We start from the raw sequence: 12,952 nt of genomic DNA, 5'->3' as shown, positions 1-12,952 counted from the left end.
TAAATAGAAGAAATCATGGATAATATCGACAATAGAATGTCTATACTTTTCGATTAATTTGATAAAAAAAGGGGAATGATGCGTTTCATGTCAGAATTCACAGCGTTTTTTCGCACCAAAACATTTTCAAGAATAATAACGATATTAGTCTTGATTTTATTTCTTTATAGCATTGGAAATTTAATTAATTTACTGCTATTTACCTTCATATTTGCCTTTTTGATGCGGAGGTTGCAACAGTTTATATCCAAAAATTTGGATAGATTTATAATTTTAAATCCAAAATTAATACTTGTAATCTTATATTTTGTGATACTTTCAGCCTTTGGGCTTGTAGTGTATAACTATTTACCTGTGATTACCATTCAAATTAAAGAATTAATTACCCAAATCGTACATTTCTTTAAACATCCTCCTGATGATGAGTTAATAAAGTTTCTAATTGACACGGCAAATAGTCTTCCTTTAAACATTGAAAGTAATATTAATAAAATCTATTTATACGCATCCGGAATTGGAACCTTGCTTGTTCAAGTACTTTTAGCGATTGTATTAAGCCTATTTCTTCTTTTGGAAAAGGATAAAATTATTTCATTCACGTCAAGATTTAAAAAAGGGAATTTTAGTCAATTTTTCATTAACATTGAGCATTTTGGTAAGAAATTTATTAATTCGTTCGGTAAAGTAATTGAAGTGCAATTTTTAATTGCTTCGACAAATGCTATATTGTCAACACTTATGCTTTGGCTATTAGGTTTTCCACAATTGATTGGACTTGGTATTATGATCTTTTTCCTAGGTCTAATTCCAGTAGCAGGTGTCATCATATCGTTAATTCCACTTTGTATGATTGCTTATAATGTCGGTGGCGTAACAATGATTATATTGGTTGTTGTTATGATCATGATCTTACATGCTCTGGAAGCGTATATTCTTAATCCGAAATTTATGTCTGTAAAGACTAATTTACCCACTTTTTTCACATTAGCGGTCTTACTATTCGCTGAACATTTCTTTGGCGTTTGGGGATTAATTATCGGTATTCCAATCTTTATATTTATGATAGATATGTTAGAAATTCCAGAAGAAAATAAAATACTTAAAGAAAAGTAAGAAGTGAGGACCAAATCCTCACTTCTTTTTTTCTCCTATTCTGATAATAGGTGAATACATATATTGTATACCATTTAAGAAATGGGGGAGGTCTTATTACACTGGACTTAGTAAAAAATAATATTCAATCTCGAATGAGAAAGTTAGAACAAATGCAAGCAAATGATGGTTCATGGAGGATGATTTTCAAAGGACCACTATTAACTGATTGCTTCATGATTATGCTTCTTAAAACGTTAAAAATCCCTTCAGAACAAACGATTCAAGAGTTAGTTACAAGTATCGTACGTTTACAAAACGAAAACGGATCCTGGAAAATATATAGTGATGAAAAGAAAGGAAATATTTCCGCTACTATTCAAGCATATGCTGCACTCTTACTCTCTGGTAGATACTCAAGGGAAGATGAGGAAATGAAAAGGGCAGAAATGTTTATAAGTCATAATGGTGGTTTATCTAAAGCACATTTTATGACTAAAATGATGCTCGCAGTAAATGGTTTATATCCATATCCTAGCTATTTTTATTTCCCAATGACATACTATCTTCTGCCACCATCCTTTCCGTTTAGTATGTATCATTGCAGTAATTATGCAAGAATTCATTTGACTCCAATGATAATTTGTATGAATAAACGATTTGCAAACATACATCGTGTTGATACAAGTTTTTTTGATAAAGAACCGTCAGCTTCTTGGTTTAGAGAAGATCGTGATTCGTGGGGAGAATTTTTTATTAAAGAAATAAAACAAATTGCGCTTACACCTCTTCACTTGCATAAAGCAGGATATAAAGTAGCCGAAAAATTCATGTTAGATCGCATTGAGAAGAACGGGACGCTTTATAGCTATGCCTCATCTACATTTTATATGGTTTACGCGTTACTAGCTCTTGGATATGATGAGAAATCACCGATTATTAAGAAAGCAGTGGATGGAATATTAAGTTATAAAACAAAGTCTAAAAATGGGTGGCATGTTCAAAATTCTCCCTCAACGGTTTGGGATACTGCTTTGCTGTCTTATTCCTTGCAAGAAGCTGGTATGTCATCAAATCATCCATTGATTATTAAAGCAAATCAATATTTGTTAAAAAAGCAGCAATTTACACGTGGAGATTGGTCAGTAAATGCACCATATGCCTCCGCTGGTGGTTGGGGATTTTCCGATACAAATTCATTTATTCCAGACAATGATGACACTTCAGCAGCTTTGCGCGCATTAACAAGACAAAGTAAAAAAAATCAACATGTCAAAACATCGTGGGAAAAAGGATTAGCATATTTAATCGCCATGCAAAATAAAGATGGTGGTTGGGGCGCTTTTGAAAAAAATGCTTATCAACCTCTTTTAGCACATTTACCTCTTGAAAATGCCAAAGATGCACTCATTGATGATTCAACAGGCGATTTAACAGGCCGAGTTCTCGAGTTTCTAGGAAACTATGCTAACCTTAAACAAAAAAATAGTAATGTCCAAAAGGCGGTCGATTGGTTATTGAAGACTCAACGATTAGATGGGAGTTGGTATGGTAAATGGGGTGTTTGCTATATTTATGGAACATGGGCTGCTATAACCGGTTTACGAGGAGTTGGCATGGAGAAAAACCACCCTGCATTAATGAAGGCAGCTAAATGGTTAGAATCCATTCAACGAGAGGACGGTGGTTGGGGTGAGTCGTGCTCAAGTACAGAGAAAGAAAAGTATGTGCCTTTATCATTTAGTACACCTTCCCAAACAGCATGGGCTCTTGATGCCTTATTAACAGTAAGAAATGTGGATTCTTCTTCCGTCAAATTGGCCGTTCAATTTTTACTTAATAGTCATCAGCAAAGCGAAGAAAGTTTATCATACCCAACTGGACTTGGTTTGCCAGGTGGATATTATATTACTTATGAAAGTTATAATCATATATTTCCTTTACTGGCACTTGGACATTATCAAAAAATGTTATGTATAACTGATGGAAAACACTCAGAATGAGTGTTTTTTCTTGTAATTTGTTGTTTGAAATTTTCTTTTAAAAAATACTTGAAACTTACGTAACGTCATTTTATATAATGTTGGTAAAGAAAGGAGGTAATATATGTGATTGCCATTCAAGATGTATCGAAACAGACTGGTATTTCTGTTCGCACATTACGTTATTACGAAGAAATTGGTTTATTGTTTCCATCAAGTAAGACAGAAGGTGGGCACAGACAATATGGTGAAGAAGAATTAATGAAATTACAGCAAATAGTATTTATGAAATCTTTAGGTTTTCGATTGAAAGAAATACAAAGTATGTTGAATCACAATTGGGATTGGTCGGCAAGTCTAGATCATCAACTAGTATTTGTTTTAGAGGAGCAAGAGAAATTGAAGCAAATGGAGAGCGCAATTCGCAGTTTGAAAAATGTATTTTCTATAGAAGGTGAACTGAATGAAGATTTAATTCAAATGATGATTTCGCTTTCTAACAGAGATCATGATAAGAAAAAAGCTTTTCGAAAGGGAGTATTTGCTGATGATGAACTAGATTTAGTAAGAAGTCTTCCTAGCTTAGAGCGTAATGACCCAAGTTCTTTAGAGTGGCTAGGTTTATTAGGACAGTTGAAACAACAGATGATTTATGGTGCAGATTCAGATTCTGTACAGCGTATCATTAAGAGAATGATGGAGAAAACAGCTGACGATTATCAAGACAATGATTCATTTCTTGAGAAAATGTGGGAAATACGTAAATCTCCACAACAATCAGAACAAGTTGGACTGTATCCTTTAGATGAAGATTTCTTACACTTTTTGGAGCAAGCTTATAAGATCTATGAAACCAATCAAATTGAGCAGAAAGGTGTCCATGATGTATGAGTACTGAATTGCTTATCTTAATTGGCGTATTAGGACTATTAGACATGTTTAGTCCAGCAGTGATTGGTGTAACGGTTTATGTATTACTAGTAGCGAAAGGTCAAAAAACTCGACTAATTATCACATACTTAGTTACTGTTGCCTTGTTTTACTTCAGTGTTGGCGTTTTTTTAATGCTTGGATTAGACGTGTTTTTTGATAGGATTGCTGATGTATTTAGAAGTAATACGGCTAAAACGTTCATGACAATCGTTGGGGCAATTTTGTTGGTTGGTAGCTGGTTTGTACCGAAGAAAAAAGCAACAGGCCCGCCTAAACCAAAAACGTTTAAAGTGGGTGCAATGGTTGCTCTAGGGTTAACGACATCTCTAATTGAAGTAGCAACTGCATTACCATATTTTGCAGCAATCGGTATTTTGACAAGCAATAAGCTGCCATTCTATGAATGGTTTCCAATACTAATAGGTTACAATATAATGATGATTACACCTGCACTTATTTTACTTAGTTTGCATATTTTATTCCGTCATTTTATGAACAAACCATTAATGAATTTGCAGAACTTATTTGATAAAAATACAAGTTCGGCTTTGTCATGGGTAATGTTCTTTGTTGGACTATTCATGCTTGCAAATGGTGGGGAAATCGGTTAGTCAAATGTTTATACTAATTTTTCTATCTTTTTCATTAATTGTAAAAGTTTTTCATCCTACTCACTTTATGCTACTATATAACTAGCTGAATATTCGTAATTTATAAACTTGATAATCAGTGATAGAACCTAAGCTTAGTGGGGTATTTAGATGAATCAACGTAATACAATAGCTCTCATTGGTGGAACAGGGAAAGTTGGTAAACATATTGTTAAGAAAGCACTTGATAACAACTTACACGTTCGTATGCTTGTAAGAAATCGTGATAAAATAGTATTTAGCGATGAAAGAATTACAATTATTGAAGGTAATGCAGAGAATAAAGATGATTTAAGGCATTTATTGCAAGAATGTCAGTTTGTAATTAATACATTCGGTCAGCCAGTTAAGAATAAACCACTATATAGTAAAATAACTCGCAATGTGATTAGTATTATGAAAGAGCTACAATTAAAAAGATACATAGGGGTTACTGGAGCTTCCTTACATGTGTCAGGTGATAAGAAAAGTATTAAGAATAGAATAGTTGAAAAAGCATTTGCTAGCTTCTATCCTGCATTTATAGAAGATCGTGAAATTGAACTAAATATTATTAGGAAAAGTGATGTTGAATGGACAGTGTTTCGTTTACCTTTAGTAATAAATAGTCGAAAGAACGGTCTAGTAAAAGTAAACGTATCCGATATACCAGGAAGCATCATATCAAACTATGATATTGCAAGTTTTCTCATTCAACAAATATATGATGATCATTTTATACGTAAAACACCTTTCATCGCAAACTAATTTGGAAAACTACAATCTAAATGGAGTGAATATTATGAATTTATTAAATGAAGAAGAAAGAAATGGTGTTTATAAAGCGATCTATAACAGACGTGATATTCGAACTTTTATCAATACACCTATACCTGAAGAGAAATTATATAACATTCTTGAAGCTGCCCATAGTGCTCCTTCTGTAGGCTTCATGCAGCCTTGGAACTTTGTTATTGTCAGAAGTGAGGAAACAAAGAAGCAACTTGCACAAATTGTGGATAAAGAACGTAGAGCATTAGCTATTCATTATGAAGATACGGATCGAGAGCTGAAATTTCTTGATTTAAAGATTGCGGGTATTTTAGAAGCGCCAATAACAATTTGTGTAACGTGTAATTCTTTTAGTGCGGGTGATCACGTTTTAGGAAGAAATTCTATACCAGAAACGGATTTGATGTCAGTAAGTTGCGCGATCCAAAACATGTGGCTTTCCGCTTATGCAGAAGGATTAGCGATGGGATGGGTCAGTTTCTATAAAAAACCGGATGTAAGGACCATTTTAAATATTCCATATCATATAGATCCAGTTGCTCTTATTTCTATTGGATACACCAATGATTATCCAGATCGACCGTTGTTAGAAATTCATAATTGGGAAAAACGTCAACAATTAGAGAAATTGATTTTTGAAGAGAAGTGGGATTCAAATAAGAAGTAGATAATAGAATAGGATTATTTACCATAACGAAAGTGCATGATATTGAGAGTTAGTAGATTGTAAAATCTTTGCTCCAGTATCACTGCACTTTTTTAATTTTATTTACATATTATTAATCTATTTTACGTAAGGTTAACTAAATTGCCGAATTTTCTTAATAAAATACGTGTAATATTCATTGTAGTTACATAAACACATTATTAATGAAGAGGTGCAAATGAATGACTAATGAATTAAATCGTCGAAAGTTTTTAACGTATGTTGGAACAGGAGTTACTGCTCTTACAGTCGCATCAACAGGATTGGGTGCTTTAGCTCCAAAAGCTGAAGCAAAAGGATCTGAAGCGGCTAATCATTTATTTGGATTTAATAAAAAGGTATCGGGACTCAAATTCACACCGATTCAGCCATCAACTAAAGACGATTTAGTTTTACCAAAAGGTTATGAGTATGATGTTGTAGCAGCATTTGGAGATGTTATTAATCAAAAAGGTGATACATTTGGTTATAATAATGATTTCACGATGTACTTTCCAATAAATGGTTCAAGTAGAGGTCTGCTATGGGTTAATCATGAATATGTAAGTGATTTATGGGTGACTGGTAAACCAGATCAAAATGGCAAATATTCAAAACCTCAAATAGAAAAAATGTTATATAACCAAGGTGGATCCATTATTGAAGTGTACCGCGATTCAAAAGGCGTTTGGAAGTTAGATCCAACTTCTAAATATGCTCGTAGAATTACAGGTTTAACACCGTTTGAGTTAACAGGTGCAGCTAGAGGTAGTAAAGCTGTTGGCAATGTAAATGTAGTACAAGGAACATTTGCTAACTGCTCTGGAGGAAAAACTTTGTGGAATACTGTATTATCAGCTGAGGAGAACTACGAAGATACTGCTGGACCAGCAGGACTAAATGAGAATCACTATGGCTGGATTGTAGAAGTTGATCCTTTCGATGCGAATTACGCACCTAGAAAGCACACAGCTCTTGGTCGCTTCCATCATGAAAACTCGGCAATGGGCTTATCAAATGATAATCGACTTGTCGTATACATGGGAGACGATAAACGTGACGCATGTGTCTACAAGTTTATTTCAAAAGATAAATATGTAAAATCTTTAGGTCGTCAAAATAGCAAACTATTAGAAGAAGGTACATTATACGCTGCGAATTTATCTAAAGGAACGTGGGTAGCTTTGACAATCGATGCTGTGAAAGAAGCAGCTAAAGATGATAAAGAACTATTGGAGAAGTTCCAAACACAAGCAGATTTATTAGTTTATGCATCTGAGGCAGCAATTCTCCTAGGGGCAACTCCAACGGATCGTCCTGAAGATGTCGAAATTAGCCCGTTTGATAAAACGGTGTTTATTGCTCATACAAACAATTCGAATCATGGAAATATTCATGGTCATATTACTCGCTTTATTGAAGATGGCGATGACTTAGGTTCACTTACATTTGATTTTGAAATCTTTGCATGTGGTGGACGCCAAAGCGGATTTAGTGCACCTGACAATTTAACCTTTGATAGTGAAGGAAATCTTTGGACGGTTACAGATATTTCTTCTTCATCTGTAAACAAAGGCGTATTTAAAACATTCCAAAATAATGGTGTGTTTGTCATTCCAACCATAGGAAAAAATGCAGGCGAAGCTTTTCAATTTGCTTCAGCACCAGTAGAAGCGGAGATAACAGGTCCTTCATTTACAGAAGATGAAACTACATTGTTCCTAGCTGTACAGCATCCGGGTGAAGAAACGAAAGATATCAATAAACCTACTAGCATGTGGCCTCATCGTAAAGGTGATACTCAACCAAGGCCTTCTGTTGTAGCCGTTAGAGGATTTAAATACTAAAGGGAGCTTATATCATATGATATCAAATATCGGTATTCCAGGATTAATTTTAGTACTTGTTATCGCTTTAATCATTTTTGGACCATCTAAATTACCAGAAATCGGTAAAGCTTTTGGTTCAACATTAAAAGAGTTCAAAAAGTCTACACGTGATCTCGTATCAGATGAAGAACATAAAGAAGAACATGTGGATCAAAAGAAGAAGTTAGTCTAATAGAAAGAAGATGTAAGGATTATCTTACATCTTCTTTTTTCAGAGTGTCTTCGTCGCTTCTATTCAAAAGTTAATTAGTAAATAAGGGTGATATTATGAATGAACGTAGCATGAACACTATTGAACATTTCAGTGAAATGAGAAAGCGTATTATTTATACACTAGTAGTATTTCTACTATTATTTTGTGTGTCGTTTATATTTGTTGAAGAAATATATCAATTTCTAGTGAAAGATCTAACTGTTAAATTAGCTGTTCTCGGTCCTAGTGATATACTTTACGTGTATGTATTGCTCTCTGGTGTTGCGTCGATTGCTGCAACGATTCCTTTCGCTTCTCATCAGTTATGGTTATTTGTAAAACCAGCACTTACAAAAAAGGAACAAAAAATCGCATTAGCATATATTCCAGCGTTGTTTTTCTTGTTTATTGCTGGTATATTATTTGGTTATCTTGTATTGATGCCACTTGTACTATCATTTCTTATGACACTATCTGATGACATGTTTAATACATTTTTTACGACAGAGAAGTATTTTCGCTTTTTATTGCAAATGACACTACCTTTTGGTGTATTGTTTGAACTTCCTGTAGTTATTATGTTTTTAACAAGTTTAGGAATTTTAAATCCTTATAGACTACAGAAGGTTAGAAAGTATGCTTATTTCTTATTAATTGTGATTTCCGTTTTCATAACACCACCGGATCTCATATCGGATGTAATCGTTATTGTTCCATTGATTCTACTTTATGAAAGTAGTGTTAGTTTATCAAAGATTGTTTATAAGAAGAAACAAATGAAAGAAGATGCAATGAATTTAGAAATAGCTAATTAATATCGTTAATACAAAAAGTCAGCGAGAAATCGCTGACTTTTATATTTTACTATTATTTTTTTGCTTTCTTAATGTAGCAGCGTTGAATATAAAGTAACTAATGATAAGCACTAGAATAGCTAGAGTATGTAATAGAGTACTCATGGCATTATCATGGTCTACGATCACTAACCGAATTAACGCTGTAATACCAATGTATAGAAAATAACGCAGCGGAAAATGATAATTCTCTTGGAAATACTTCACAATCATAGCAATGAACTCAAAGTATAAAAAGAAAACTAAAATTCTTTCAAATAATACATATTGATTCTCAAATCCTTCATTTAAAAAAGCGTAACGGATAAAATGAAAGAGTTCTTTACATAGTAGCACACATAGTGAAAAAGCAAGTAATATCAACGCAACATTTAACGCATACTGAAGAATCGTTGCAATTTTTAATTTGGATTTATTATTTTTTACATATTGAGTCATCGAAAGCTCCTCTCCGTATTTAAAACTATTAATAATATTATATTATAACGAGGATTATTTTAATGAACGTTAACGTTTTATTAATTTTTTTTAAAGAAGGGGTACCGCCAGCATTTTAGAAAAAAACCACGCTAAGCAAATTTGGATAAGAAAAGAGCCAAATTTTAACCCGTTAAGAGTAATTTGGCTCTTTATTATTTAAAGGACGTAAGGAATGTAAACTTGTTGAATGCAATCCCTCAAACTTATATTCTCCTAAGAAATTGATGTGTTCCCAACCTAAAGGCCATATATACGGCATTAAACCCTCTCGAAATTCACCCTTACGTTTTAGTTCTTCTACGGCTTTTTCCATATAGACCGTATTCCATACGCTAATAGCATTAATTATAATATTAAGTGCACTGACTCGCTGCAATTGATCTTGAAGGGCTCGCTCTCTAAACTCTCCACTCTTCCCAAAAAATATGGCTCTGGCTAAGGCATTTGTAGCCTCACCCTTCAATCGTGTGAATCTGACTACGTATGATTACATAACAACTCGTCATTGTAATTTCGTTATCTTGCTGTTACATTCCAAAATGCGTACAATAACTTGTTTCCAGGGTTATACTGAAGCTAGAGGTGATTCAAAGTGACATACGATTGGAAAACGAATCCGAAACGAACTAATCAACAACTAGACTCTGACAAGCCAATTCTACCCGTCCCTGTTTCTGATGAACAATGGCAGGCTATTGTCAATAATGATGCTTCTTATGACGGACAATTTTTTTATGCAGTGAAAACAACGGGGATTTTTTGTCGCCCTTCTTGCAAATCAAGAGTACCCAAAAGAGAAAACATTGGCTTTTTTGAAAATGCTGATCAAGCACTAGCCGCACATTTTCGTCCCTGCAAACGGTGCAAGCCAACCAGGCAAAGATTGCCCGATGAGGAGTGGATTGCTTTCATAACCGAATATGTGGATAGTCACTGCGATGAAACGTTGACGCTTGAAGTCCTTGCGCTTCTGAGTCATGGAACCCCTTATCACTTGCATAGAACTTTTAAAAAAATCAAAGGCATGACCCCGGTGGACTACATCCAGCATGTCCGAATGGAAAAGGCGAAAATGTTATTGACTACTTTTGATGACCCAGTTGCTGAAGTCGGTAAGTCTGTCGGACTTTCCAATACACCTTATTTTATCACGCTGTTTAAGAGGAAAACCGGACAAACGCCGGAAGCTTATCGTAGACAGCAAAAACAACACTTGAAGGAGGCATTTTCAAATGGCACCTAAAAAAAGCAGTTCTCTCTATTGGTCCTTGTTTTCTTATAAAAACTGGAAGGTGTACATTGCCGCAACAAAAAAAGGTTTATGTTTTGTCGGATCGCAAAATCAACCATTCGAAGAATTGGTGAAATGGGCAAATCATTACTTGCCTGAAAACGACCTGATTCGAGATGACGAAAAATTGCAACCTTTTGCAAATGAGCTTGTTCGTTATTTTCAAGGCAAGCTCAATCGGTTCACCATTCCAATCTTTTATCACGGCACACCTTTTCAGGAAGCCGTATGGAAGGCACTATGTGATATTCCGTACGGTCAAACTCGATCCTACTCGGATATTGCTCGACAAATACTAAAACCGACTGCGGTTCGGGCCATTGGGAGGGCCATTGGAACAAATCCGATCCTGATTACTGTTCCATGCCATCGTGTTATCGGCAAAAATGGATCGCTGACGGGCTATCGCGGCGGAATGGAAATGAAAACGCAACTGTTGGAACTTGAACGAGGCTCCACAAACAAAGAGAAGGAGCTACAACATGTCTGATCAGCATATAGCATCTTTAGCCGAACTCAACTGGGCCGAGCTACATCAAATACTTGATAAACAGGGCTACGCCAAACTGCCGCCTCTTCTAAATGCGGACTCATGTGCGTGTCTGATCAAAGGCTATGAAGACGAATCCCTATATCGCAAGACCATCGACATGACGCGATATCGTTTTGGAATCGGGGAGTACAAATATTATCATACTCCTCTTCCTGATCGGTTAAATCAAATTCGTGATAACTTGTATCCAGAGCTCGCCAAGGCGGCCAATCGCTGGCTGGAACAGTTGAATAGATCACCCGAGTATCCAGAAACCCTGGAGATGTTTCTCGATCAATGTCACCAGGCGGGGCAGAATCGCCCTACTCCGCTGATTTTGAAATTCGAAGCAGGGGGCTACAATTGTCTCCATCAGGATTTGTACGGTGATATCTTCTTCCCTTTTCAAGTCGTGTTTACTCTGAACCAACGGAACGAAGACTATACAGGCGGTGAATTTTTACTCATCGAACAGCGACCAAGGGCACAGAGCAGAGGTCATGTCATTACGCTTAATCAAGGTGAAGGTCTCATCTTTCCAACTCAATATCGACCGGTATTGGGTACGCGTGGCTATTACAGGGTGACTCTGCGACATGGCGTTGGTACCGTCAGCTCGGGAATGCGGTATAGTCTGGGGGTTATATTTCATGATGCGAAGTGAACCCAAACTCAAATTCCATCCATATAAGCATGTAACAATTCAGAATTACTGCTTCTTCTCCAATTCGTACGCCAGATATGATTTAGTAGGTGATTGGGTATGACAATCGAGTATTTGTATAAAACGCCCAAAACACTGCTGAATAAGGGAACTGGTTTTTTGCCCGGCTATAGCCATTCGTTGAATCCCTATACGGGATGTGCGTTCGCCTGCTCGTATTGCTATGTGCGGCAAATGCCTGTCTCCACCTTTCGTAACTCGGAATGGGGGACCTTGGATAGATATTAAAAAAGATGCTTCACCCACATTCCAAAAAGAATTGCTTAGAGCTAAGGCCAAAGGTCCGGTCACCATCTTCATGTCATCCAGTACGGACCCTTATCAACCAATCGAACACAAGGAGAAAATTACACAGTCTTTACTGGAAATTATGGTGGGCAATCCACCGGACTTCTTGCTTGTTCAAACACGAAGCCCGCTTGTCCGCAGGGACATGAAGATGCTGCAACAGTTTGGAACCAAAGTTCGGGTAAGTATGACAGTAGAGACCGATAGGGAAGATATTCGCAAGCATTTTGCGCCCTATGCTCCCCCTATTCCAGCAAGACTTAAAACACTCCAACTGCTTGCTGAATTCGGTATTCCTGCACAGGTTGCCATCGCACCCGTATTACCAAGTAGCGGGCGATTTGCAGAAATATTGCGTCCTTTGATTAACCGAGTATGTATTGACGATTATTTTATGGGGGACGGCAGCGGTGGTAAACGAACACACAAGATGGGCTTACAAGCGTTATATAGAAATCTGGAAATGGAAGAATGGTATCATCCATCCGTCTATCAAATGGTTTATAAACGAATGCGACAGTATTTTTCGGAAGATGAACTTTTCATTAGCCAGAAGGGTTTCGAACCCTAGCGTTATAATAGTAAACA

General features: G+C 36.0%; 13 protein-coding genes and 2 pseudogenes. 13 read left to right on the top strand and 2 right to left on the bottom strand.

The window, feature by feature from the left end:
* Positions 1 to 87 precede the first annotated feature (87 nt).
* The 9 genes from V7014_RS15210 (at position 88) to tatC (ending at position 9,010) form a co-directional block, all read left to right on the top strand.
* Positions 88 to 1,113 (top strand): AI-2E family transporter, encoded by a 1,026-nt coding sequence (locus tag V7014_RS15210; protein WP_335508280.1) that lies wholly within the window; start codon positions 88 to 90, stop codon positions 1,111 to 1,113.
* A 62-nt stretch (positions 1,114 to 1,175) separates the two neighbouring features.
* Positions 1,176 to 3,095 carry a squalene--hopene cyclase gene (gene shc, locus V7014_RS15205; RefSeq protein ID WP_438824922.1) on the top strand — a complete coding sequence of 640 codons (1,920 nt, stop codon included), beginning with the start codon at positions 1,176 to 1,178 and terminating at the stop codon, positions 3,093 to 3,095.
* Positions 3,096 to 3,200: 105 nt separating this feature from the next.
* Entirely contained in the window at positions 3,201 to 3,965 is a 765-nt protein-coding gene (locus V7014_RS15200; protein ID WP_335508279.1) for a MerR family transcriptional regulator, read from the top strand.
* Complete coding sequence (locus V7014_RS15195; RefSeq protein ID WP_335508278.1) at positions 3,962 to 4,618, top strand: GAP family protein; 657 nt, start codon at positions 3,962 to 3,964, stop codon at positions 4,616 to 4,618. Before V7014_RS15200 ends, V7014_RS15195 begins: the two co-directional genes overlap by 4 nt.
* Before the next feature lie 150 nt (positions 4,619 to 4,768).
* A complete protein-coding gene (locus V7014_RS15190) occupies positions 4,769 to 5,404 on the top strand; it encodes an NAD(P)-dependent oxidoreductase (RefSeq protein ID WP_335508277.1) in 636 nt (211 codons plus the stop codon).
* A gap of 34 nt (positions 5,405 to 5,438) precedes the next feature.
* A complete protein-coding gene (gene bluB, locus V7014_RS15185) occupies positions 5,439 to 6,095 on the top strand; it encodes a 5,6-dimethylbenzimidazole synthase (protein WP_335508276.1) in 657 nt (218 codons plus the stop codon).
* A 221-nt stretch (positions 6,096 to 6,316) separates the two neighbouring features.
* On the top strand, positions 6,317 to 7,960 hold the full coding sequence (locus V7014_RS15180) for a PhoX family protein (RefSeq protein ID WP_335508275.1): 1,644 nt from the start codon (positions 6,317 to 6,319) through the stop codon (positions 7,958 to 7,960).
* 16 nt (positions 7,961 to 7,976) lie between these two features.
* Positions 7,977 to 8,174: a twin-arginine translocase TatA/TatE family subunit gene (locus tag V7014_RS15175; protein WP_335508274.1), complete on the top strand. Its 198-nt coding sequence runs from the start codon at positions 7,977 to 7,979 to the stop codon at positions 8,172 to 8,174.
* 95 nt (positions 8,175 to 8,269) lie between these two features.
* Complete coding sequence (gene tatC / locus V7014_RS15170) at positions 8,270 to 9,010, top strand: twin-arginine translocase subunit TatC (protein WP_335508273.1); 741 nt, start codon at positions 8,270 to 8,272, stop codon at positions 9,008 to 9,010.
* 39 nt (positions 9,011 to 9,049) lie between these two features.
* Here the strand turns inward: tatC and psiE are convergent, their stop codons facing one another.
* Positions 9,050 to 9,487, bottom strand: coding sequence for a phosphate-starvation-inducible protein PsiE (psiE, locus tag V7014_RS15165; protein ID WP_335508272.1), 438 nt, complete (start codon positions 9,485 to 9,487; stop codon positions 9,050 to 9,052).
* A 172-nt stretch (positions 9,488 to 9,659) separates the two neighbouring features.
* Positions 9,660 to 9,989, bottom strand: a pseudogene (locus tag V7014_RS15160) (Tn3 family transposase); the annotation flags it as partial.
* Positions 9,990 to 10,121: 132 nt separating this feature from the next.
* Between V7014_RS15160 and V7014_RS15155 the strand changes: the two are divergent.
* From V7014_RS15155 to V7014_RS15140, 4 genes and pseudogenes are all read left to right on the top strand, one after another.
* Complete coding sequence (locus V7014_RS15155; protein ID WP_335508271.1) at positions 10,122 to 10,772, top strand: bifunctional transcriptional activator/DNA repair enzyme AdaA; 651 nt, start codon at positions 10,122 to 10,124, stop codon at positions 10,770 to 10,772.
* The gene (locus tag V7014_RS15150; protein ID WP_335508270.1) at positions 10,762 to 11,310 is read left to right on the top strand and encodes a methylated-DNA--[protein]-cysteine S-methyltransferase; all 549 of its coding nucleotides are present in this window, start codon (positions 10,762 to 10,764) and stop codon (positions 11,308 to 11,310) included. Before V7014_RS15155 ends, V7014_RS15150 begins: the two co-directional genes overlap by 11 nt.
* Positions 11,303 to 12,016: a 2OG-Fe(II) oxygenase gene (locus V7014_RS15145; protein ID WP_335508269.1), complete on the top strand. Its 714-nt coding sequence runs from the start codon at positions 11,303 to 11,305 to the stop codon at positions 12,014 to 12,016. Before V7014_RS15150 ends, V7014_RS15145 begins: the two co-directional genes overlap by 8 nt.
* Before the next feature lie 99 nt (positions 12,017 to 12,115).
* Positions 12,116 to 12,935: pseudogene (locus tag V7014_RS15140) on the top strand (SPL family radical SAM protein).
* Positions 12,936 to 12,952 lie beyond the last annotated feature (17 nt).

The sequence above is a fragment of the Bacillus sp. JJ722 genome (genome assembly GCF_036963345.1).
Taxonomy (GTDB): domain Bacteria; phylum Bacillota; class Bacilli; order Bacillales; family DSM-1321; genus Bacillus_AD.
Note: the sequence above shows the minus strand (reverse complement) of the source record. Positions and strands in the feature narration are given on the sequence as shown.